The organism is Pseudomonas brenneri (assembly GCF_007858285.1).
Classification (GTDB): domain Bacteria; phylum Pseudomonadota; class Gammaproteobacteria; order Pseudomonadales; family Pseudomonadaceae; genus Aquipseudomonas; species Aquipseudomonas brenneri.
In genome coordinates this window covers 114,997-137,896 of record NZ_VFIL01000010.1, presented here as the reverse complement: position 1 = coordinate 137,896, position 22,900 = coordinate 114,997, and the positions used below count along the sequence as shown (strand labels likewise).

Sequence of the window (22,900 nt, the reverse complement as noted above, 5' to 3'; positions counted from 1 at the left end):
GCGAGCCCGAACATCCACGGCCCATGAAACAAATCGATGAGCAGGCCGGTGCCGGTGGGAGTGCGCCCCCAGACGAGGACGTCGTCGATACCGGCCTTCTCTGCCTGGCCATGCTTGCTCGCTATCACCAGGTGGCGGTCGATGTAGACCAGTTGGCCCATGAGTTTCGCGGCGATGCTCAGCGATTTGGCATGACTGAGGTGTTACTGGCGGCTAAGAAACTCGACCTGCGGGCTCGACGTCTGAGCACCCGAATCGAGCGTCTCGCTACCACGCCGCTGCCGGCGATGGGCTGTGACCGGGATGGCAATTTTTTCATCCTGGCACGGCATGACGCCGACAAGGTGCTGATCCAGGATCCTCGTCAACCAGGCCCCAGTGAATTGAGCCTGGAAGAGTTGCAACAACGCTGGGCAGGCGAATTGATCCTGGTTGCTTCTCGCGCCTCCATCTCCGGCGACCTGGCGAAGTTCGACTTCAGTTGGTTTATTCCCGCCGTCGTCAAGTATCGTCGGTTGCTGCTGGAAGTGTTTATTGTGTCCTTCGTCCTTCAGCTCTTTGCGCTGGTCACACCACTGTTCTTTCAGGTCGTGATGGACAAGGTGTTGGTGCACCGCAGTTTCACGACATTGGATGTGATTGCGGTCGGGTTGTTGGCGGTCGTCACCTTCGAAGTGGTGCTCAACGCGCTTCGCAGTTATGTGTTTGCCCACACCTCCAGCCGCATCGATGTGGAACTGGGTGCCAGGTTGTTCCGACACCTGTTGAATCTGCCGCTGGCTTACTTCCGCGCCCGTCAGGTGGGTGACTCCGTGGCGCGGGTACGTGAGTTGGAAAACATCCGTTCTTTCTTGACTGGCAACGCCATCACGGTGGTACTGGACCTGTTTTTCTCCATTGTGTTCCTGGCCGTCATGACCTACTACAGCGTCTGGCTGACGCTGATCGTGGTGGTCTCGTTGCCCTGTTATTTCCTCTTGTCCGTGGGTTTTACGCCGGCCTTGCGTGTGCGGTTGAACGAGAAATTCAACCGTGGTGCGCAGAACCAGTCCTTCCTGGTGGAGACCATCAGCGGTGTGGAGACACTCAAGGCCAGCGCCGTTGAACCGCAGTGGATACGTAAGTGGGACAACCAGTTGGCCGCTTACGTCAAAGCCGGGTTTCGCACCACCACCATCAGTACCGTTGCCAACGGCGGTGTGACGCTGATCAGCAAGCTGGTCACCGTCGGCACCATGTGGCTGGGTGCGCGCTTGGTAATTGATGGGCAGTTGACTGTCGGCCAACTGATTGCCTTCAACATGCTGTCGGGGAACGTCGCAGGCCCGGTGATGCGTCTGGCGCAACTATGGGCGGACTTCCAGCAGGTGGGCATTTCGATGCAGCGGCTGGGAGATATTTTGAATACCCGTACCGAAGTGCATACCCCCAGGCCGGCATTACCGCCTGTGCGTGGCACGATCGAGTTCGACAAGGTCGAGTTTCGCTACCGGCCAGGTGCACAGCCCGCATTGCGAGGTGTGAGCCTGGCAATCAAGGCCGGGGAAACGGTAGGGATCGTCGGTCGATCCGGTTCGGGTAAGAGCACCCTGACTAAGCTGGTACAGCGCCTGTACCAGCCGGAACAAGGTCGCGTTCTGGTTGATGGAGTGGACATCTCGACCATTGACGCCAGCTCATTGCGCCGCCAGATCGGCGTGGTGCTTCAGGAAAACGTGCTGTTCAGCCGCAGCATTCGCGAGAACATCGCCCTCAACGATCCCGGCACGCCATTGCAACAGGTCATCGCGGCAGCGCAGTTGGCCGGAGCCCACGAATTTATAGCCGAGTTGCCCGAAGGTTACGACACGATGGTTGGCGAGCAGGGTTCAACGCTGTCGGGCGGTCAGCGTCAGCGCATCGCTATTGCGCGGGCGCTGCTGTCCAATCCTCGCATCTTGATCTTCGATGAAGCCACCAGTGCACTGGACTATGAGTCCGAGCGCATCATCCAGCAGAACATGCGCCAGATCAGCCAAGGCCGGACTGTGCTGGTAATAGCCCACCGATTGTCAGCGGTGAAGGATGCTCATCGCATCGTTGTCATGGAACGCGGCGATATTGTCGAGCAAGGCACGCATGCCGAACTTATCCAACGAGAACAGGGGCATTACGCGGCCCTGCATCGCATGCAACAGGGGTAGTGCATGGCTTGGGGACAGACTTTCAGCGCTTGGGGCGATTTGTACAAGCGCTATGTCAGTGTGTGGGCGGCCGCTTGGCGCGAGCGCAAATCCTGGGAGCGCAAGCGGCATTCAGCTGACGAGGCGGAGTTTCTGCCAGCGGCTTTGTCGTTGCAGCAGAAGGCGGTATCGCCAGCGCCCAGAGTGGCAATGTGGTTGCTGATTGCTTTTGCGGTATTGACGGTGTTGTGGTCGGTCTTCGGTCGGGTGGACATCGTGGCGACCGCCCAGGGCAAAATCATTCCCAGCGAAGGGACGCAGGTGGTTCAGCCCATCGGTACGGCGACTGTTAAAGCCATCCATGTGCGCGAAGGGCAGTTCGTGCGGGCGGGGGATTTGCTGATTGAACTCGACAGCACCATCACTGGGGCTGAACAGCAACGCCTCGTCAACGAGTTACAGACCTGGACTCTGCAGGTCGCACGCGCCGAAGCCATGCTCGCGGCGATTAACGCAAAGCGCAAACCCGTGCTGGCGCAGACCAATGTCGATTCTCGGGCATCGGCGGATATGCAGCGCCTGGTAGAAGCGGAGTTCTCGGCAATGCAGGCCAAGCAGTTCGGCATTGATGCAGAACTGGCGCGCCGGCAGGCCGAGCATCGCTCAACGCTGGCTCTGGTGAGTAAACTGGAGAAAACCTCACCCATCGTTCGCCAGCGTGCCGAGGCCATGAAAGATTTGGCTGGCGAGCAATACGTGGCGCGCAATACCTATCTGGAACGTGAGCGCGAAAGTATCGAGCAGGAGTCGGACCTGGCGGTACAACGTAGTCGCTTGAAGGAAATCGAGGCCTCCATTGCGGAGGTCAAACAGCAGCGTGAAACACTCTGGGCAGATGCCCGGCACACCAGCCTCGAACGCTTGAACGAAGGCAGTCAGCATATTTCCTTGTTGGAGCAGGACTTGGTCAAGGCTCGGCAGTCCGAGCATCTGACTAGGTTGACCGCGCCAGTGTCCGGCACTGTTCAGCAGTTGGCCGTGCGAACGCTAGGCGGCGTAGTAACAGAGGCTCAGCCGCTGATGCTGGTGGTGCCGGAAGAAAAGGTGCTGGAGATCGAGGCTTTCCTGGAGAACAAAGATGTCGGCTTCGTGCTGCCAGGGCAGGAAGCCGAGGTCAAGATCGAGACCTTCCCCTACACCAAATACGGCATCGTGCCGGGCACCGTGACCTCGGTCTCCAGCGACGCGATCAATGACGAAAAACGCGGCCTGATCTACTCCATGCGGGTCGCCATGGCGCGCTCAAGCATTACCGTCAAAGGCGCCGACATTCGTTTAGCGCCAGGCATGGCCGTGACTGCTGAGATCAAGACAGGCAGGCGTCGAGTGATTGAGTATTTCCTCGATCCCCTGATGCAGTACGGCAGCGAAAGTATTCGGGAGCGTTAATGACTGACAGGATAGGCGTTAGCGGCAGATGGTGTTGGACGGTTCTGGCGCTTGCCATGTTCTGCCTCGAAAGCCAGGCGAGTAACCACGCGACAGGCCTGATGGAGGTCTACGGGTTGGCTTTGGAGTACGACCCCACTTACCACGCTGCGATGAAGGAGCGTGATGCGGGTCTTGGGGAGCGAGCGATCGGCCGGGCTGCGCTGCTGCCGAAATTGTCGCTCCAGTACCAAAGCGGCCGTAATGAATCCGAAGTCACCCAGCCTGGTTTTTTCGGGTCAACCACAACCGATCGAAGCTACCGTAGTTATTCGTCTTCGTTGACGCTTGAGCAACCGATTATCGACTATGAAGCGATCTCGCGTTACTACCGGGGTGTGGCCCAGGCGCACCATGCCGACGCCCGCTTTCGCAGTCGCAGCCAGGAACTTGCGGTACGCGTCACTCAAGCCTATACCGAGGCACTGTATGCCAATGATCAGATCGAACTGGCCCAGGCCCAGAAGCGTGCGTTTACTGAGCAGATGAAGCTCAATGGACGGCGTTTGCAAGTGGGTGAAGGCACCCGCACCGATATGTTGGAGACGCAGGCGCGCTACGATCTGGCGCAGGCCCAAGAGATCGAGGCACAGGATAATGCCGATGCAGCGATAAGAGATCTGATCGCGATGGTCGGACAACCCCTGAGTGCCCAGGACCTCGCACCTCTGGCCGAGAAGTTCGAAGTGCTGCCGTTGGAACTCAATAGGTTTGAGGCATGGCGCGACATTGCGCTGCTCAACAATCCGGAGCTGGCCTCGTTGCGCTACGCATTGGATGCCGCAGACGAGCAGATCGAACAAGCGCGCGCCGGCCACTTGCCTAAGGTCAGTCTCTATGCGACGGCGGGGCGCCAGAAATCGAGTTCGGAGTCCACTTATGATCAGCGCTATGTCACTAATAGTGTGGGTATTCAGGTCAGCGTACCGATCTTTGCCGGTGGTGGTGTATCGGCGGCGGTGGGACAAGCCGTCGACAACAGTGGCAGGCTGCGCTATGAGAATGACGCCAAGCTTAATGAGGTGATGAATGATTTGCGCAAGCAGTTCAACCTGTACAACAGCAGCTTCGCCAAAATGCGAGCGTTTCAGCTTGCCGTAAACTCGGCTCAGGAATTGACCGTGGCGATGAAGAAGAGCGTAGCAGGCGGGGAGCGCGTCAACTCCGATATTCTGGATGCTGAGCAGCGATACTACGACGCGCTACGCAATCTGGCCCAGGCGCGCTATGCCTACCTGACGTCGTGGCTGAAAGTACGCTTCCTGGCCGGCAAGCTCTCGGATGTGGACATAAGTATCTTGGCACAGTGCTTTGATGTCACACGACAACGCAACGGCGAACGTCGGCACGCCCAGCATCCGAAGTTCGATTGATTCTGACTGTCTGCCTATGAACTGCAGACAGTCAAGGGCCCCGATTTGGCGCCCTTGCTACAGAAATATTTCGGTAAAGAGCCTTAGGGAACGTCTTGCCTGTGAGGCGAGCAGTTTTCAAGGAGTCACTCGATGCCGCACCGAGATCAGCGAGCCATCGCCATGTCTGCCCGCATGCCACCGCTTAAGGTGATGTTGGAATTGAGCTTTGTGGTCGTGGTTCTGCTCGGCGTGAGGACCATGGATTTTTTGTCGAACACGGTCGCTGCAATGACGTGGTCTCTGGCAGGCGTGGCAACTGCGGTCGTGACCCCGTCGCAACGCCGATTGCCTCCAACACCTTTTGAGTTGTTAGAAAGAAAAGGAGAGAGAAATGGAACTGAGGACATTGTTCGCGTTGATCATTGGAGGCTTCTGCGGTCTGGTACATGCCCAGGTCCAAGTGCCATCCCCATCAACCTTCAGTATCACCAAACCCGTCGCCAAGCCCCAGACCAAGTTCACGCTCCTGGACGCCGAAGCACCGGCACCGCCATCAGAAGAGTTGATCGCTAAGTTCCTCACCGTACGCGAGGCCTTGTTCGATGCCCGCGGCATTGACGTGCCACAGTTGACAGACGACATCGTCGCAGCGATGAGTGATGCGGAGCTCTTGGGAAGGCAAGGCAAGTACCAGTTGGCATTGAATCGCTTGCTGACGCTGGAACGCTACATGCCGTTGGAAGAGATGCCCAGCCACCGGGTGCATGGATTCACCGGTTGGCTGTACGCCAGGTTAGGGAACGTAGAGCGGTCGCAGAAGCACGTTGCTTTGGCCAGCGCCTATCAAGCGTTGCTGACACAGCGCATCGGCAAGGGCGATACGCAAGACAATCCGCTTCGCACGGTACTGAGCACCGAGCCTGTTGAATGGTCCATTGCCCGTGGCGTGCGGGCTATGAATTTTAAGAGTTCTCTCTACAAGGGTCAGTTGGTATCTACCATGGACTTCGTGGAGCCGGTACCAAGTACCCAGCCAAAACGGCTTTACAGCGTACTTGACATCCGCACAAAGGCACTTGAACTGAAGCGATCAGAGCATTTCGGGAGCCTGCCACCGGAGAAGTTGAATTCGGAGCAACGCTCTTTGATTGAACTCGTACGGAACAAGCGTGAGCAGTTTCTCAGCGATCCTGGGCTTCGATATGGAGACCTGCGCACCCGTCTCGACGCAGTGCTGACAGAAGCAACCTCCCTGGAGGAGGCAGGTAAGCCGCGGGAAGCGCTGGCTAAACTGCGTGAAATCGAGGCACTACGTCCCATCCAGGACATTCCGACACCGCGACTGTGGAAGGTGTATGGCCGCCTCGCGGGCAAGACAGGTGAAGATGACCAACAGCGCGAAATGAACGGCCTGCTCTTCGGTGTCCAGCAAGCCATCGCCACCAGCGGTGATGCACGTAGTGCAGCAACCGCCATTCCCGTGATGTTCGTCGAAGAAGAGCACGACTGGCTTGTGGCGCGAAGGCTCACGGCAAAACGGCGCGCGCTGCAGGCCCACGGCACGGAGCAGTTCAATGTCTGGGGCGTGGAAGAACATGATGGCACACCGCACGACGTCTACTTCAACATCACCCGCATGACGGCGCTGGCCGGCGAGGAGCTATGAGAACCACGCGGAATGTACCGGGCGCGAAGCCCTGTGTACTAGAGTGCGCTAGCGTCTACGTCGGCGACAAAGTCTTTGCCCCTCACGTTTGGCACTATGTGCCGGAGCTGCCCCCAAGTGGCTTTTTTTGTCTTGGGATGGCCCGGCACTTCACGCTCGACATCTCGAACTTCAAACTGGTGCATCCGATCTCGCACCGTTTTGCTGAGGCTGACATGACGATGGACACTTGGACCGTTTTCAGACGCGGCGGCATGCTGGCGCTGCTCTTGCTGCTGGAAGGCTGCGGCCTAAACAGCGTGCGGCCGCTCCCAGCGGGCAGGCCGATCCGCGACAACAGCGCGGTGCTGGTTTACGGCGTGGGCATCGAAAGCAAGTGGCGTGCACAGCTGTGCTCGCTCCAACTGGACGAATACGACATCGAACGCCAAGTGGCAACTGGCAATTGCTACCGCTTTAACCACGCCGATGCTGTGTTTCCGGGCATGCCTGGACCGATCCACTACTTTGCCTTCGAGGTGCCGGCCGGACGCTATATCTACAGCGCCTTCAACAGTGGCTGCGAAGCCGATGTACGAAGGCAAGCCTATGCCGCGCCCGCGGGTCGCATAGTGTTTGTGGGCAATTTCGTCTACGGCAAAGACAAGCGCCTGGCGCTGCGCCGCGATCTCGCGACGTTTGAGCGCCAGCGGGACACCGTGCTACCTGAGCTCAAGGGCAAAGTCACCCTGGCGCAGGCCATGCAGGTGAAGCCGGCGGGGATGTTCATATGGGCGCCCTGATTCAGGACTTGCCGTCTTGTCCACAGGAACGTCATTTTCCAAGGAGCCGCGCCATGCGGGATCAGCACCATTGGTCTAGCTTCCTGAGAAGCTGGGCCATTCCGCTCATCAGTTGTTTCTTCTTCAGCGCCGCCGTATCGGCACAGACGCCTCTGGGCACACCCTCACTCACAGTCCAGCTAAAGCTCAAGCCTGGCAACTGGATCGATCCGCCATTCGGCGACCCCAAACGCATCGATGAATGGGCATTGAGCGCCATTCGCCGCGTGTCATGGGCATTCACATCCAAACAGTCCTTGACCGAGCCCAACGCCTGTGGTGTGCGCGCCATCCTGATGACGGCCCACGCCAAAACGTTCCGTCATCATGTTACCAACGAATCAGAGGCCAGTACTGCTGCCCGTGTGGTCGGAGGCAAACTTCTCAACGAATTTGCCGTATTTGACATCGATGTTTTTTCCGATGGTAGCAACGGCCGCATCTGGAGCTGGGGGAAAATCGATCAACGCCAAGCCATCCAGCTGTACATCGACGAGAACGATCCCATAGCGTTGACTCCCCGCTGCGCTGTCGATCATAGCAAGGACGTTCTGACTTGCGCCTTGGGCCATACCTTGCAGACCATCACACCACAACTGGCGCAGGCCAAACAGGTTGTGCTGACGGCCTGGATCGTGGACGAAGGCCCCAGGCGGTTCGAACTGAATGCCACGGATTTCAAGTCGAATCACGCGTCATGTGTCGATTTCGTTACCGTCAAACCCCGCAAAGAGGGCCAGCCAGATGCTTCGTTGCCGGCATGGTCGGAACCGGAGATGTTGGCCATTCCTGCCGGCACATTCCTAATGGGCGACCCGCCAGAAGGCAGGCGCTCCGGACGCAGTGAAAGACCGCAACGCGAGATACAGGTTGCCGCATTTGCTCTGGGCAAGAGCGAACTGACCTTCAACGACTGGGATGCCTGCGTGCACGATGGCGCCTGTAGTCACGTGCCCGACGATGAAGGTTGGGGCCGTGGCACACGACCTGTCATCCACGTCAGCTATCAGGACGTGACCGGGCAGTATCTCCCCTGGTTGAACAAAAAAACTGGTAAGCGCTTCCGTTTGCCCAGTGAAGCCGAGTGGGAGTATGCGGCCCGCGCCGGCACTGCGAGCCGGTATCTGACCGGTGCCTGCCTGGATGCATCGGTGACCAATGTGGATGGCCGCCGCCCTGCTAAAGGTTGCCCGTCGAGCCATTACCGCGGTGAAACCACGCCGGTCGGACAGTTCCCACCCAATGCGTTCGGCTTGCATGACATGGTAGGCAACGTTATGGAGTTGACCGAGGGTTGCTGGAATGACAGCCATGCCGATGCGCCGCCCAACGCAATAGCTCGCACTGACGGGGATTGCGGGCTGCGGGCGCAACGCGGTGGTGCATGGATAAGTTACGCGCAATACGCGACAGCCGGCTCGCGCGTACCGATCCTAGTTGCCGCATCGTACAAGACGACCGGCGTGAGGCTGGCGATATCGCCTGTGCAGTGAAACCAAGGGCAATCAGAAAGCGTGCCCGGGGCCTGCGGCAATAACCCATTCATGCCCTAGACATCACAGCCGCAGCAGAGCGTGACCCTGTTCCACTCGCGCACGGTCGAGGCCAACGTGTGCAGGTGATGCGTAGGTACGGTCAGATTGTTATTCTTGCGTCCGTGCGCGCTGCATGCGCGGCGAATACCTTGTTCGCGGCATTGATACCGTTCATACAGGCGGGTACACCGGGATATACAGCTGTTCAGAGTGCGCAATTCATTTTCGCGAACGGGCGATCCCCACGGCCTCTTTGATGATTTCGACTCCCATCCTTTTCTCGCCCCATCCGTTGCAGTTCGCGGATCTGCTTGAGTGCATAACTCAGCTCGAAGGCAGGCACTGAGCGCCGACCAGCTGCCGTCCTAATAAAGGTTGTGCCACCGGAGCAACTGATTGGCTATTGCAAAGAGCCGCCACCGAAACGTTTTGTTCTGGTTCAGGGCTCTCGTGAACCACGGCCAGTTTGCCCCAAGCCTCAGTAGCGCCGCTGCTCCTGGCAAAAAACTCATTACTCTTATCGTTACTGTTAAAAATAACCGTTTGCCTATCCCACATCGTCAGGGAGAAACGGTGTTCTGTCTTTAATGGGGCTCGTTCATACACTCAGCCGGAAGCTCCTTGATTACGGTACTCATCTACCTTTTGATTTGTGTGTTGTCAGTGCCAGATTATTAGTACATAATCCTGCATATAGAGGTGGCTTGAGTAGAAAAATTCAAGTGCTTTCAAGTGATTATAGGCAGAACGAGAGTCCCGTCCGCTGCGCCATATTCGGTAACCTGGAATACTGAACGCCAGGTGACCACAGAAAGCCCGCTCATTGAGCGGGCTTTTTGCTGTCTGGGGTTTACCTTCCTGCTTTTTGTAGGAGCGAGCTTGCTCGCGAAGAACCTGAGGGCGCTGTGTTTTTTCAGGATGCGCGCGTCATCGTTGACGATTTTCGCGAGCAAGCTCGCTCCTACAAAATGCCCTTGGTCATTTCCGATGACCGGGGGCGTTTTTTATTGGAGGTTTAGAAGTTCCAGGGTGTGGTGACCCTGAAGTTGCGCGGTTCACCGTAGGCGGCGCAGCTATAGAAGCCGATAAGCGCCGGTTTCAAGGGCGTACGCTGTTGTGGAAAAGATATTTCAAATAAATTGCATTTAAATCAACACATTGCGAAATTTTCGTATATGATGCGTCCCACACCGAAAGTGAAGGGTGATTAGCTCAGCTGGGAGAGCATCTGCCTTACAAGCAGAGGGTCGGCGGTTCGATCCCGTCATCACCCACCATTCGCTTGATGTGTTACGCGCAGCGGTAGTTCAGTCGGTTAGAATACCGGCCTGTCACGCCGGGGGTCGCGGGTTCGAGTCCCGTCCGCTGCGCCATATTCGGTAACCTGGAACGCTGAACGCCAGGTCACCACGCAAAGCCCGCTCACTGAGCGGGCTTTTTTGTGCCTGGGGTTTGCTGTTCTACAACCCCACCAGCCGGTAACCCACCTGCAGTTCGGTAATGAAATACTGTGGCTGCGCCGGATCCACCTCCAGCTTTTGCCGCAAATGCGCCATATGCACCCGTAGATAATGTGCGCGGTCGACGTAATCCAGCCCCCACACTTCCAGCAGCAACTGCCGGTGCGTCAGTACGCGGTTCTGGCCGCGAATCATTGCGCAGAGCAAGCGGTACTCAATGGGCGTCAAGTGTACCGGTTGGCCTGAGCGCCACACTTGATGGGTCGCCAGGTCGACTGCAATCTCGCCAAACGCCACCTTGCTGGTGGCCACCACGGTGCCGGTATGCCCATGCCGGCGCAGTTGGGCGCGGATGCGTGCGAGTAACTCGGGCACGCCGAACGGCTTGGTCAGGTAATCATCGGCACCCGCATCCAGGGCGGCGACTTTCTCTTCTTCACGGTCACGCGCCGACAACACCAGGATCGGCACCGCCAGCCAGCCACGCAGTTCGCTGATCAGTTGCTTGCCATCGCTGTCTGGCAAGCCAAGGTCGACAATCACCAGGTCCGGCTGACGGCTGGCGGCATGGATCAGCGCACGCTTGACGCTGTCGGCCTCGAACACCTGAAAGCCTTCATCTTGCAGGGCTATGCGTACAAAACGGCGGATATTGGCCTCATCTTCAACGATCAGAATGCGTGCAGTGCTCATTAGGGTTCCATGGCAGGCGGGGTGCCTGCGGGTAGAGTGAGGGTGAAATGCATGCCGCCCTTGCGGCCGGGGTTTGCTTCGATATGCCCGCCGTGGGCCTCGACGATGCGCTTGACCAATGCCAGGCCCAGGCCGATGCCGGCCACCGACGATTCCTGCTGGCCGCGCGTGAAGGGCTCAAACAGATTGGCCGGCGCGCAACCGGGGCCAGTGTCGCTGACCTCCAGCACAATGTGCTCGCCGGCCTGGCTGGCGGTCACGCTGATGGTGGTGCCTGGCGGGGTGTATTTGGCGGCGTTGTCCAGCAGGTTGACCAGCACCCGCTCGATCAGCAGCGCGTCGACTTCCACCAGCGGTAAGTTTGCGTCGAGCGTGGTGTGTACGCGGTGTCGCGCCAACGGTTCGCGCAATTGGCGCAGGGCGCTGCCGACGATTTCTTCCAGCAAGTGCCATTGGCGGTTCAGGCGCACGCCGCGCTCTTGCATGCGCGCCATGTCCAGCAGGTTTTCGATCAGCCGCTGCATGGAAGTGGCTTGTTCATGGATGCCGTGCAGCAGCTCGTTCAGTGGCCCCGGCGGGGCGTGGGGCAGGGCGGTCTCGGCGGCGCCGATCAGGGTGGTCAGCGGGGTGCGCAGGTCATGGGAAATCGCCGCGAGCAGGGTGTTGCGCATTTTCTCGCCTTCCATCTGCACCAGGGTGCTTTGCGCCACTTCGACGAAATGCACACGCTCCAGGGCAATCGCCAGTTGGCTCATGCAGGCTTCCAGCAGGCGGCGTTCCTGCGGGTCGTGCAAGCGATCGCGTTGGGCCAACTCCAGCACCAGCACGCCGCGCACGCGCATCGGCGCCTTGAGCGGCAAGTAGCAGCCCTTGGCCGCCGACAAGGTGTCGGTGCCGTGGCCGGCGGGGTGGCCGTGGTCGTAGGTCCATTGCGCGATGCTGTCGTCGATCGGCAGCCCACCGGCGCTCACGCTGTGTACACCATCGGCGGCGTCCGGCAGGGCCAGGCCCACCCGTGCTTCGAAGACGCCGCTGAAGGTGCGTAGCGCGACTTCGCTGATTTGTTCTACGGTCAGCGCCGCCGACAGGTCGCGGGCCAGGCGCGCCAGGGAAGTTGCGCGGCGCTCGCGTGCGGCGGCGGTGCGCGCTTCGTGCCGCAGGCGCGCGGTGAGTTGGCCGGTGATCAGGGCGATGCCGAGCATCAGCGCAAAGGTGAAGAAATACTGGGTGTCGTTGACGGTGAATGAATAGCGCGGCTGTACAAAAAAGAAGTCGAAACACAGTACTGCAAGCATCGCCGCCCACACGCCGGGGCCGCGTCCAAAGCGCAGCGCTACCAGCACCACCGTGAGCAAAAACAACATGACCACGTTGGCCAGGTCGAACACTTGCAGCAGCAGCGCGGCGACGGCGCTGGCGGCGAAGCAGGCCAGGCTGGCCCAGAGGTAGGCCAGGCGAGTGCCAGGCAGCGTTGCGGTTTTTTCGAGCGCGACGGGCTTGCTCGGCAGCAGGCCGTGGGCAATCACGATCTGATCGATTTGCGGGTGGTGGCGGCTGATCCGATCGCTGACCGACTGATGCCAGAACCGCCACCGACGGCGCGGATGATGGCCGAGTACCAGGCGATTGGCATTGTGCTCACGGGCACAGGCCACCAGGGCTTCGGCGACTTCCATGCCCGGCAGTGTGGCGGTATCGGCGCCGAACTCTTCGGCCAGGGCCAGGGCTTTCATCGCGCTCAGGTAGCGCTTGGCGCCGCGCCCCTGGGCCGAGGCGACATGGACGACAATCCAGTCGGCTTCCAGTTTTTGCGCCAGGCGCGCCGCTTCACGCACCAGGCGTTCATCGCCGGTATCACCGGCGATACCGACCAACAGCCGTTCGCGGGCCGGCCACAGGGTCTTGATCGACTGTTCGCGGCGGTACACGCGCATCTGCGTGTCGACCCGGTCGGCCGTGCGCCGCAGGGCCAGCTCGCGCAGTGCCAACAGGTTGCCCTTGCGGAAAAAATGCCGTGACGCGCGCGCCGCCGCCGGACCCAGGTACACCTTGCCGTCCTTTAAGCGTTGCAGTAGATCGTCTGGCGGCAGGTCGATCACCACCACTTCGTGGGCGTTGTCGAACACATGGTCTGGCACCGTTTCCCGCACGCGTATGCCGATGATCCCGCTGACCAGGTCATTCAGGCTTTCCAGATGCTGGACGTTGAGGGTGGCCCACACGTCGATGCCGGCGCTGAGCAGTTCTTCCACGTCTTGCCAGCGTTTGGGGTGGCGCGAGCCGGGCACGTTGCTGTGGGCCAGTTCGTCCACCAGTACCACGGTAGGATGGCGCAATAGGGCGGCATCGAGATCAAATTCGGTCAGGGCGAATTCACGGTGCAGGTGCTGGGCGCGGGGCAGTTGTTCGAGGCCGTGGAGCAGCTTGGCGGTTTCCTCGCGGCCGTGGGTTTCCACCACGCCGGCCAGCACATCGCGGCCCAGTCCGGCTTCACGGCGCGCCGCCGCAAGCATCGCGTAGGTCTTGCCCACGCCGGCGTTGGAGCCAAAGTAGATACGCAGCTTGCCGCGCAAGGCGGCCTGTTCTTCCTGTTGGACACGTGCCAGCAGGGCGTCGGGATCGGGGCGTTCGTTGTTTAAGGCAGGCATGTCATTCCTCTAGTTGTCTGTAGGAGCGAGCGTGCTCGCGAAAAACCTGATGGCGCCGCTGGGTGTCAGGTTTTCCGCGTTCTCGTTAACGCCCTTCGCGAGCAAGCTCGCTCCTACAGTGGATGGGGCGTTACACGAGGCCCAATCCCGTCAGCAGCATGTCGATCAGCTTGATCCCGGCAAACGGCACCAACACCCCGCCCAGGCCATAGATCAGCAGGTTGCGGTTGAGCAGCGCCGCCGCGCCGATCGCGCGGTAAGTCACGCCACGCAGGGCCAGGGGAATCAACGCGACAATGATCAGCGCGTTAAAAATCACCGCACTGAGAATCGCCGAGTTGGGGCTGCTCAACTGCATCACGTTCAATGCGCCGAGCTGTGGATAGGTCGCGACAAACGCCGCCGGGATGATTGCAAAGTACTTCGCCACGTCATTCGCCACGCTGAAGGTGGTGAGGGCGCCGCGGGTCATCAGCATCTGTTTGCCGACCTCGACCACTTCGATCAGCTTGGTCGGGTTGCTGTCGAGGTCGACCATGTTGCCGGCCTCCTTGGCGGCCTGGGTGCCGCTGTTCATTGCCACCGCCACGTCCGCCTGGGCCAGCGCCGGTGCGTCGTTGGTGCCGTCGCCGGTCATGGCCACGAGCTTGCCCTTGGCCTGGTAGTCGCGGATCAATTGCAGTTTGTCTTCCGGGCGAGCCTCGGCGAGGAAGTCATCCACGCCGGCTTCTACCGCAATGGCGGCGGCGGTCAGGCGGTTGTCGCCGGTGATCATCACGGTCTTGATGCCCATGCGCCGCAGCTCGGCGAAGCGCTCCTTGATGCCACCTTTGACCACGTCCTTGAGTTCCACCACGCCCAGCGCCGTGGCGCCGTCGCTGACCACCAGCGGTGTGCTGCCGCGCCGTGAGACTTCATCGACCTTGGCCTGCAAGGCTGTCGGAAAACTACTGCCCAAGGCCTCGACATGGCGGCGAATCGCGTCCGCTGCACCCTTGCGAATCGCCCGGCCTGCGGGCAGGTCGACACCGCTCATGCGGGTTTGTGCGGTGAAGTGCACAAAGCTTGCGCCCAGTTGGTTGATGTCCCGCGCGCGAATGTCGAACTTCTGCTTGGCCAGGACCACAATACTGCGCCCTTCCGGGGTTTCATCAGCCAGGGAGGCCAGTTGTGCGGCGTCCGCCAAGTCGGCCTCCTTTATTCCCGGCGCCGGCAAAAAGCTGCTGGCCTGACGATTGCCCAGGGTGATGGTGCCGGTCTTGTCCAGCAGCAACACGTCCACGTCACCTGCGGCCTCGACCGCCCGCCCGGAGGTGGCGATGACATTGGCCGACATCATCCGGCTCATGCCGGCCACGCCGATGGCCGAGAGCAGGCCGCCGATGGTGGTGGGGATCAGGCACACCAGCAGGGCCACCAGTACTGTGGCGCTGACCACTCTGCCGCTGCCGCTCATGGCCACGGCGAAGATCGAGTAAGGGCTCAGCGTGGCGATCACCAGCAGGAACAGCAGGGTCAAGCCCACCAGCAGGATGGTCAGGGCTACTTCGTTTGGGGTTTTCTGGCGCTTGGCCGACTCGACCATCGAGATCATGCGGTCCAGAAACGACTCGCCCGGGTTGACGCTGATGCGCACCACCAGCCAGTCCGACAGCACGCGCGTGCCGCCGGTGACCGAGGAAAAATCGCCACCGGACTCACGAATAACCGGCGCCGATTCGCCGGTGATCGCGCTTTCATCCACCGACGCCACGCCCTCGATCACGATGCCATCGAGCGGCACCAGGTCGCCGGCTTCGACCAGCACCACCTGATCCTTGCGCAGCAGCGACGCTTCGGTCGGCAGCCACGCCGCACCGTGCTTGGGTTGTTGCAGCAGCTTGGCCAATGTCTGGCGTTTCATCCCGCGCAGGCTGGCGGCCTGGGCGCGGCTGCGGCCCTCGGCCAAGGCTTCGGCGAAGTTGGCGAACAGCACGGTGAACCACAGCCACAAGGTGATGCTGAGGATAAAGCCACTGGGCGCTTCCCCCTGGCCACCCAGGGACTGGAACCACAGCAGGGTGGTGAGGATGCTGCCCAGGTAGACCACGAACATCACCGGGTTTTTCCATTGCGCCTGGGGCAGCAGTTTCTTCAGCGCATCCCCACACGCGGTGAGCACGATGGCGCGATCAAACAGAGGTAAACGAGCATTCTTCATAAGGGCAATCTCTTACTCACTGGCCGCAATAGGAGGCGATGGCAGGCGGGCGTCCAGCGCAAGGTTGAGTTGCAGCACATTGACCCGGGGTTCGCCGAGCAGGCCGAGAGTACGTGCGCTGGTGTGCTGGCTAACCAGTTGCAGCAGCTCGGCTTCGGGGATCTGCCGCAGACGTGCCACCCGTGGCAATTGCAGCCGCGCATTGGCCACCGAGATATGCGGGTCGAGGCCCGAGGCGGAGGCGGTGACCGCGTCCACCGGCACCTGGGCGTCGGCGGCCAGGCCGTTGGCCAGGCGATAGACCTGCACGCGTGCGGCCACCTGGTCCACCAGTTTCTGACTGGTTGGCCCCAGGTTGCTGGCGCCGCTTGCGCCGGCGTTATACGGCTGCGACACGCTTTTGCTCGGGTCTTGCGGGTCGGCGCCCAGGGTCATGCTCGGGCGGCCGTGGAAGTATTCCGGCCGGGTGAAGTGCTGGCCAATCAGGGTCGAGCCAATGACCAGCCCGTCGCGTTCAATCAGCGAGCCGCGGGCTTGGAACGGGAACATCAGTTGCGCGGTCACGGTGGTGAGCGCGGGGTAGGCGAACCCCGTCAACAGCATGAAAAACACCGCCGAAACCAGTACCGGGCGCAACAGCCCCTTGAATATCGATTGAGTCGTCATCTACGTGTCCTCAGTTGTACGTCTGGCCGGACAGCAACTGCAGTTGCTCCACCAGCGGGCCGAGCGCGAGCGCTGGCAAAAAGGTCAGGCCGCCAACCACCAACACCACGAACACCACCAGCAGCATGAACAGCGGGGTTGCGGTGGGGATGGTGCCGGCACCGGCCGGTACGGTCTTTTTCATCGCCAGGGAGCCGGCCACGGCCAGCATCGGCAGCATGGTGAAGAAGCGCCCGATCAACATCGCCAGGCCAATGGTGGTGTTGAAAAATGGCGTGTTGGCGTTCAAGCCGGCAAAGGCCGAGCCGTTGTTGGCGGTGCCGGAGGTGTAGGCGTACAACACCTCGCTGAACCCATGGGGGCCGAGGTTGTTGAGGCTGGCTATGGTGTCGGGCCACAGGGCGGCGAGGGCGGTGAAGCCGAGGATGCTGATGGGGTGCGCGAGCACCGAGAGCATCACCAGCTTGATCTCCCTCGCCTCGATTTTTTTGCCAAGGAACTCCGGGCTGCGGCCGATCATCATGCCCACCAGGAACACCGTCAGCAGGGCGTACTGGATCAGGTTGATAAAGCCCACGCCGTCACCGCCGAACACGCAGTTGAGCATCATCTGCGCCAGGGGCACGAAGCCACCCATGGGGGTCAGCGAGTCGTGCATGGTGTTGACTGAGCCAGTGGTCGCCGCCGTGGTGGTGGCAATGAACAGGCTGCTGTCGGCGATGCCGAAGCGCAGTTCCTTGCCTTCCATGTTGCCGCCGCTGTGCTCCAGCGACAGGGTCTGGTTGGCGCCGGCCTGGGTCAGCAGCGGGTTACCGTTTTGTTCGGCGCCGTAGACCAGGGCGAGGAAGCCGATGAACATCACCAGGAAGGTGCCGAAAAACACCCAGCCCTGACGACGTTGCAGCAGCATGCTGCCGAAGGTGTAAGTCAATGCCGAAGGGATCAGCAACATGCTGAGGATATGCAGGATGTTGGTCAGCGGCGTCGGGTTTTCGAACGGGTGCGCGGCGTTCATGCTGAAGAAACCGCCGCCGTTGGTGCCGATGTGCTTGATCGATTCAAAGCTGGCCACTGCGCCGACAATCAACTGTTGCTGCGCCCCTTCAAGGGTGGTGGCCAGGGCCTGGGAGGCGAAAGTCTGTGGCATGCCCTGCCAGACATACACCAGCGCCATGCCCACGCACAGCGGCAGCATCACGCGGTACAGCGTGCGGGTGAAGTCGACCCAGAAGTTGCCGATATCGCCCGAACTTGAGCGGCTCAAACCACGAATGAAACCGGCCGCCGCGACCACGCCGGAGGTGGCGCCGACGCACATCAGAAAGGTGATGACCGCCATCTGGCTGAAGTTCGACAGGCTGGTCTCGCCTGCGTACGCCTGCCAGTTGGTGTTGGTAATAAAGGACGCGGCGGTGTTGAACGCCAGGTCCGGCGTTTGTGCGGCTAGCCCCAGCGGGTTGATCGGCATAACCGCCTGCAAGCGCAGGACCCAGTAGCCCAGCAGCATCATCGCCGCGTTCGACAACAACAGCGCCGAACCGAAGCGGGCCCAGCCCATGGTTTCCTGTGGGTCGATGCCCAACAGGCGATAGGTATAACGTTCCGGCAAGGCATGGTGGGTCCCGGTGAATACCCGGGTCAGCCATTTGCCCATCAGTACGGCGAGCCCCGTCATTACCCCCAGGACCAGCGCAAATTCCAGCAGCGTGCTTAACATGTCGTGGCTCCGTTCAAATCTTGCCCATGGCGACAATGGCCATGGCAGTCGCAACAAAAAACACCAGGGAAAGGCTGATAAACATCAGGTCGTACATGGCCAGCTCCCTAGAATTTCTCTGCGCGAATAAGGGCGTAGCCCAAGTAAACGAACAGCCCCACAGCACATAAGCCGCTGGCGATATAAATGAACGTGAGTGTGAGCACGGTGTAACTCCCCTGAATGAATAAGCCGCAATTGCGGACGCGGGGAGGTTAATCCCTGGGGTATCAAGTTCTGGCACTGATTACACGAAGCGGTATTAAGACGACATATAGAAAAGTTATGTCGGGCGCACGAAAAAAAGGGATAGCCCGCCGCCCGGGTATCCCTTTAAACACTGGGGTGCTGCTGGTGTTGACGAGCCGCTTATTTGGCTTTCTTTTTCTTCTCGCCGCGGGTGGCGAGGTGTTCAAAGCAAAATGCGGCGGTACCGAAGAGCGCAATCATTGACAGGACGATCATGCCTAAAGTTGAACTTTCCACGATGACTTCCTACGGGTGTTGGGGGTAGGAAGTGACGGTAGAGTGTCTGGGCTTAGTGCTCAATAGAGGCGACGTAATCGTTATGGGGAATAGGGAATTTATATGAACTCTTTACGTGGGAGTGGGTAAGTTCACGGGACTTGCCCGCGACCCTCACCCATTTTACGAGCCGCCCGGTCAGCGGCCTTCCAGCAACGCCCCAGCCTGGTCCAACAAAGCCAACGGGTCGCTAGCTTTATGAATGTCCACCGACAACAACTGTCGAAACTTGCGCGCTCCAGGAAACCCAGTACCCAAACCCAACACATGCCGCGTAATGTGATGCATCGACCCTCCATTGGCCAAATGCTCAGCGATATAAGGCCGCAACTGCGCCAACGCCTCGGCCCGGCTGATGACCGGCGCCGTACTGCCAAACAAGCGCTGATCCACCTCTGCGAGCAAATACGGATTGTGATACGCCTCACGCCCCAGCATCACCCCATCAAACACCTGCAAATGCTCGTCGCATTGCTCCAGTGTCTTGATCCCGCCATTGAGAACAATCTCCAGCTCGGCAAAATCCCGCTTCAACTGCGCCGCTACGTCATAGCGCAACGGTGGAATGTCCCGATTTTCCTTGGGCGACAAGCCCTCCAGAATCGCAATCCGTGCATGCACGGTAAAACTGGTACAGCCCGCGTCTTTCACCTGTCCGACAAAATCACACAACTGAGCATAACTGTCCCGGCCATTGATCCCGATGCGATGCTTCACCGTAACCGGAATCGACACCGCATCACGCATCGCTTTCACACAATCAGCCACCAGGGCCGGGTGCCCCATCAGGCACGCGCCGATCATATTATTCTGTACCCGGTCGCTGGGGCAGCCGACGTTCAGGTTCACTTCGTCGTAGCCTGCATCCTGGGCCATGCGAGCGCAGGCGGCTAAATCTGCTGGAACACTGCCGCCCAGTTGCAACGCTAACGGGTGCTCGGCTTCGTTGTGGCGCAGGAAGCGTTCGTGGTCGCCGTGCAGGATTGCGCCGGTGGTGACCATTTCGGTGTAGAGCAGGGCGTTTTTGGAGAGTAGGCGCAGGAAGAAGCGGCAGTGGCGGTCGGTCCAATCCATCATGGGTGCAACGCTAAAGCGCCGAGAGAGTACGGGTGATGCAATGTGTAGGGGCATTGGGGTATCTGGATGGGGGCGGCGAAGGGCGATCAGTTTATCAGGATCGGAGTGGCCTCGTTGAGGCCAGGTATTGAGCGCCTCCGCATATTCAGTCGACACGGCCCGGTAGCATGCCTGTCAGTACCTTGTCTTTATCAATAAAGTGATGTTTCAGCGCTACAACCACATGCCCACCCACAAGGACTCCGCATAGCCAGGAGGTGTAGGTATGGATCGCCTTTGCCAGGTCATAGAGGCTTTTATCTGCCTCCACCAGCGGCGGCAGCAAGAATAAGCCCGCAACCAGAATGGGTTTGTCGGCGACCGAACTCCAGTACCAGCCGGATATCGGCAACCCAACTAGCGCGACGCTGTACAGCAGCAGATGGCCGATGAAAGCAGCACGCTTGACCAGCGGTGTCATCGTGTTTGGCATCGCTGGGGCTGGATGGGCCAGGCGCCAGGCGATGCGCAGGACGATAAGGAATAACAGCGTGCTGGCCATTGCCTTGTGTAAAAAGGTGAGTTGATGCTGTGGATTGAATTCATCGCGCCAGTGAACGGCCACGATCCCCACGACCCAGGCGACAATCCAGATGAGCGCCATGCCCCAGTGCAGCCACTTTGCCGTGGCCGTATAGCTTTTTGCCTCAGTCATCTGGATACGCGCCTCCCTTTTGAGAAGACGCGATTATCGACAATTGGGCCTGTCGGAAAACCGTAAAAACTCGATGATTCCCATCGGTTTTTCTGATTTCTGAATTTCCCGACTTTGCCCCGTTACTCGTCTGGCACGAAGTCTCAGACTTCAGGATGCGCCAGCAAAAAGCCGAGCAAGTGTTCCAAAAAAGCCTCCGGTGCCTCCTCCATTACAAAATGCCCACAATTCGTGATGATCGCCCCGCGCAGGTCAGTTGCGCGACCCTGGAGCGTTATCAGTGGCGCATCGTTGGTGGCATGTTCAGCACCGATGGCCAGTACTGGCATTTCCAGCATGCGGGTAGCGCGTTCGGTGTTTTGCCGGATTGTTTCGGGAATCGCGCGGTAATAGTCGAACCCCGCACGCAAGCCGCCGGGTGTCGAGTAGGCGCGAATGTAGACGTCGGAGGCGACGGCATCGCGGTGAAATGACCAGCGATCGAACATGAAGTTGAGGTAGGTTTCTTCCCGACCGGTAATCAGGGCCTCGGGCAGGTCCTGGATCTGGTTGAAGAGGAAGTGCCACAGGAAGATGTTGTGTTCCGGCGCGACAAAAATCGGTGGCGGTGGGGCCAGGCCGGGTATGACGGCTTCGGTTACGGTCAGTGTGCGCACGGCGTGTGGCTGGTCGCTTGCCAGGGCATAGGCTACCCACATGCCGACATCGTGCCCGACCAGGTGATAGCGTGAGATCCCGAGCCCCAGCATCGTCCGATGGAGCACGTCGGCAATATTACCGGTGTCGAAGCCCAGTGCAGGCCGGTCTGAGTTGCCAAGGCCGGGCGGGTCGACAGCAATGGCCTGGAAGCCCTGAAGTGCGAGGGCTTGCATGATATGCCGGAAGGCGTACCAGGTTTGTGGCCAGCCCGGGATCAGCAACACCGGCTCCCCGGTTCCGGCCACGACGCAGTGGATTTTCTTGCCGTCGATTCGCACATAGCGATGTGTGAAATCGTCGCCCGTACGCAGCGATCTGGCGGTGTGCGCGCTCATGGTCTTGCCTCGTGCTGCAGGCCGAGCATAGCCTGGATCTGCCGCTGATCGACCGGTGCACCGGCGAAGTTGTCAAAGGCCCGGTTGGTGACTTCAATGATGTGTCGATTGATAAACTCGACGCCTTCGCGGGCTCCGTCTTCCTGGTTTTTCAAGCAGCACTCCCATTCCAGCGTGGCCCAGCCTGGATAGTCGTATTGGGCCAGCTTGGAGAAAATGCCTTTGAAATCCACCTGACCGTCACCCAGTGAGCGGAAGCGTCCGGCACGGTCGGCCCAGTCGCTGTATCCGCCGTAGATACCCTGGCGGCCGGTGGCGTTGAACTCGGCGTCCTTGACGTGAAACATGCGGATGAACGACTGGTAAATGTCGAGGTAGCTCAAGTAGTCCAGTTGTTGCAATACGAAATGGCTGGGGTCGAACAGGATTCGGCAGCGCGGATGCTGGTCAACCCGTTCGTAGAAGCGCTCGAAGCTGGTGCCGTCGTGGAGGTCTTCGCTGGGGTGGATTTCGTAGCAGAGGTTGATGCCTTTCTCATCGGCGAGATCCAGGAGCGGTCGCCAGCGCCGGGCCAACTCATCGAATGCGGCATCGATAAGACCTTCTGGGCGCTGCGGGAAGGGGAATAGATAGGGCCAGGCGAGGGCGCCGGAAAATGTGCCCAGGTCTTCAAGACCGAGCCTTTGCGAGGCAGTGATGGTCAATTTCATGCGCTCGATCGCCCATTCTGTACGGGCCTGGGGTTTACCTCGCAGCGGCGCTGGAATGGAGGCGTCCCACAGGGCGTCATAGGCAGGATGAACCGCCACCAGTTGGCCAAAAATGTGGCTGGTCAGTTCACTGATCTGCAGGCCATGGTCGCCGAGCATGCCCTTGATGTCATCGCAGTACGCTTGGCTTTGCGCAGCCAGTTCGACATTGAAGAATCGGCTGTCCCACGCCGGAATCTGCAGCGCCTTGAAACCTTGTGTCCTGGCCCACTGGGCGATGTTCTCCAGGCTATTGAAAGGCGGCTCGGCGGCGCTGAATTGCGCCAGGTGCAAACTAGGTCCTTTAAGCGTACGCATCAGATTGTTCCTATTGTTTGTCGATCGACAAAGAATAGGCCTGCCCATTCATT

16 protein-coding genes and 2 tRNA genes are annotated in these 22,900 nt (G+C 59.8%); 8 read left to right on the top strand and 10 right to left on the bottom strand.

Annotated features, from left to right (window positions below; genetic code table 11):
- Positions 1–23: 23 nt before the first annotated feature.
- The 8 genes from FJD34_RS21530 to FJD34_RS21490 all read left to right on the top strand — a co-directional run bounded on the left by FJD34_RS21530 (position 24) and on the right by FJD34_RS21490 (position 10,400).
- Complete coding sequence (locus FJD34_RS21530) at positions 24–2,183, top strand: type I secretion system permease/ATPase (RefSeq protein ID WP_090290707.1); 2,160 nt, start codon at positions 24–26, stop codon at positions 2,181–2,183.
- Positions 2,184–2,186: 3 nt separating this feature from the next.
- Entirely contained in the window at positions 2,187–3,611 is a 1,425-nt protein-coding gene (locus FJD34_RS21525) for an HlyD family type I secretion periplasmic adaptor subunit (RefSeq protein ID WP_090290708.1), read from the top strand.
- A 56-nt stretch (positions 3,612–3,667) separates the two neighbouring features.
- Positions 3,668–5,023, top strand: a complete 1,356-nt coding sequence (locus FJD34_RS21520; RefSeq protein WP_090290709.1) for a TolC family outer membrane protein — start codon at positions 3,668–3,670, stop codon at positions 5,021–5,023.
- A 373-nt stretch (positions 5,024–5,396) separates the two neighbouring features.
- Positions 5,397–6,671, top strand: coding sequence for a hypothetical protein (locus FJD34_RS21515; RefSeq protein WP_090290710.1), 1,275 nt, complete (start codon positions 5,397–5,399; stop codon positions 6,669–6,671).
- 137 nt (positions 6,672–6,808) lie between these two features.
- Positions 6,809–7,453, top strand: coding sequence for a hypothetical protein (locus FJD34_RS21510; RefSeq protein WP_090290711.1), 645 nt, complete (start codon positions 6,809–6,811; stop codon positions 7,451–7,453).
- A 53-nt stretch (positions 7,454–7,506) separates the two neighbouring features.
- A complete protein-coding gene (locus tag FJD34_RS21505; RefSeq protein ID WP_157695974.1) occupies positions 7,507–8,985 on the top strand; it encodes a formylglycine-generating enzyme family protein in 1,479 nt (492 codons plus the stop codon).
- A 1,243-nt stretch (positions 8,986–10,228) separates the two neighbouring features.
- A tRNA-Val gene (locus FJD34_RS21495) sits at positions 10,229–10,304 on the top strand.
- A 19-nt stretch (positions 10,305–10,323) separates the two neighbouring features.
- Positions 10,324–10,400, top strand: a tRNA-Asp gene (locus FJD34_RS21490).
- An 87-nt stretch (positions 10,401–10,487) separates the two neighbouring features.
- Here FJD34_RS21490 and FJD34_RS21485 read toward each other — a convergent pair.
- From FJD34_RS21485 to FJD34_RS21440, 10 genes are all read right to left on the bottom strand, one after another.
- Positions 10,488–11,180: a response regulator gene (locus tag FJD34_RS21485; protein ID WP_032859288.1), complete on the bottom strand. Its 693-nt coding sequence runs from the start codon at positions 11,178–11,180 to the stop codon at positions 10,488–10,490.
- Positions 11,180–13,828 (bottom strand): sensor histidine kinase, encoded by a 2,649-nt coding sequence (locus FJD34_RS21480; RefSeq protein WP_032859289.1) that lies wholly within the window; start codon positions 13,826–13,828, stop codon positions 11,180–11,182. Before FJD34_RS21480 ends, FJD34_RS21485 begins: the two co-directional genes overlap by 1 nt.
- A 130-nt stretch (positions 13,829–13,958) precedes the next feature.
- A complete protein-coding gene (kdpB, locus tag FJD34_RS21475) occupies positions 13,959–16,028 on the bottom strand; it encodes a potassium-transporting ATPase subunit KdpB (RefSeq protein WP_090290714.1) in 2,070 nt (689 codons plus the stop codon).
- A 12-nt stretch (positions 16,029–16,040) separates the two neighbouring features.
- Positions 16,041–16,694 carry a K(+)-transporting ATPase subunit C gene (gene kdpC, locus FJD34_RS21470; protein WP_090290715.1) on the bottom strand — a complete coding sequence of 218 codons (654 nt, stop codon included), beginning with the start codon at positions 16,692–16,694 and terminating at the stop codon, positions 16,041–16,043.
- A gap of 10 nt (positions 16,695–16,704) precedes the next feature.
- Positions 16,705–18,411, bottom strand: coding sequence for a potassium-transporting ATPase subunit KdpA (kdpA, locus tag FJD34_RS21465; RefSeq protein ID WP_090290716.1), 1,707 nt, complete (start codon positions 18,409–18,411; stop codon positions 16,705–16,707).
- Positions 18,412–18,518: 107 nt separating this feature from the next.
- On the bottom strand, positions 18,519–18,617 hold the full coding sequence (gene kdpF, locus FJD34_RS28645; protein WP_076964610.1) for a K(+)-transporting ATPase subunit F: 99 nt from the start codon (positions 18,615–18,617) through the stop codon (positions 18,519–18,521).
- A 496-nt stretch (positions 18,618–19,113) separates the two neighbouring features.
- Positions 19,114–20,106, bottom strand: coding sequence for a tRNA dihydrouridine(20/20a) synthase DusA (gene dusA, locus FJD34_RS21455; RefSeq protein ID WP_090290717.1), 993 nt, complete (start codon positions 20,104–20,106; stop codon positions 19,114–19,116).
- 91 nt (positions 20,107–20,197) lie between these two features.
- Entirely contained in the window at positions 20,198–20,746 is a 549-nt protein-coding gene (locus FJD34_RS21450; protein WP_090290718.1) for a cytochrome b, read from the bottom strand.
- 143 nt (positions 20,747–20,889) lie between these two features.
- A complete protein-coding gene (locus FJD34_RS21445) occupies positions 20,890–21,780 on the bottom strand; it encodes an alpha/beta fold hydrolase (RefSeq protein WP_090290719.1) in 891 nt (296 codons plus the stop codon).
- On the bottom strand, positions 21,777–22,847 hold the full coding sequence (locus tag FJD34_RS21440; RefSeq protein WP_090290720.1) for a sugar phosphate isomerase/epimerase family protein: 1,071 nt from the start codon (positions 22,845–22,847) through the stop codon (positions 21,777–21,779). The genes FJD34_RS21445 and FJD34_RS21440 overlap by 4 nt, the downstream gene beginning before the upstream one ends.
- Between the last annotated feature and the right edge of the window lie 53 nt (positions 22,848–22,900).

Excerpts from the sequence above, each read along its gene's own strand:
- FJD34_RS21530 (WP_090290707.1), top strand. The coding sequence starts at position 24 with ATGAAACAAATCGATGAGCAGGCCGGTGCCGGTGGGAGTGCGCCCCCA.
- FJD34_RS21525 (WP_090290708.1), top strand. The coding sequence starts at position 2,187 with ATGGCTTGGGGACAGACTTTCAGCGCTTGGGGCGATTTGTACAAGCGC.
- FJD34_RS21520 (WP_090290709.1), top strand. The coding sequence starts at position 3,668 with ATGTTCTGCCTCGAAAGCCAGGCGAGTAACCACGCGACAGGCCTGATG.
- FJD34_RS21515 (WP_090290710.1), top strand. The coding sequence starts at position 5,397 with ATGGAACTGAGGACATTGTTCGCGTTGATCATTGGAGGCTTCTGCGGT.
- FJD34_RS21510 (WP_090290711.1), top strand. The coding sequence starts at position 6,809 with ATGGCCCGGCACTTCACGCTCGACATCTCGAACTTCAAACTGGTGCAT.
- FJD34_RS21505 (WP_157695974.1), top strand. The coding sequence starts at position 7,507 with ATGCGGGATCAGCACCATTGGTCTAGCTTCCTGAGAAGCTGGGCCATT.
- FJD34_RS21485 (WP_032859288.1), bottom strand. The coding sequence starts at position 11,180 with ATGAGCACTGCACGCATTCTGATCGTTGAAGATGAGGCCAATATCCGC.
- FJD34_RS21480 (WP_032859289.1), bottom strand. The coding sequence starts at position 13,828 with ATGCCTGCCTTAAACAACGAACGCCCCGATCCCGACGCCCTGCTGGCA.
- kdpB (WP_090290714.1), bottom strand. The coding sequence starts at position 16,028 with ATGAAGAATGCTCGTTTACCTCTGTTTGATCGCGCCATCGTGCTCACC.
- kdpC (WP_090290715.1), bottom strand. The coding sequence starts at position 16,694 with ATGACGACTCAATCGATATTCAAGGGGCTGTTGCGCCCGGTACTGGTT.
- kdpA (WP_090290716.1), bottom strand. The coding sequence starts at position 18,411 with ATGTTAAGCACGCTGCTGGAATTTGCGCTGGTCCTGGGGGTAATGACG.
- dusA (WP_090290717.1), bottom strand. The coding sequence starts at position 20,106 with ATGCCCCTACACATTGCATCACCCGTACTCTCTCGGCGCTTTAGCGTT.
- FJD34_RS21450 (WP_090290718.1), bottom strand. The coding sequence starts at position 20,746 with ATGACTGAGGCAAAAAGCTATACGGCCACGGCAAAGTGGCTGCACTGG.
- FJD34_RS21445 (WP_090290719.1), bottom strand. The coding sequence starts at position 21,780 with ATGAGCGCGCACACCGCCAGATCGCTGCGTACGGGCGACGATTTCACA.
- FJD34_RS21440 (WP_090290720.1), bottom strand. The coding sequence starts at position 22,847 with ATGCGTACGCTTAAAGGACCTAGTTTGCACCTGGCGCAATTCAGCGCC.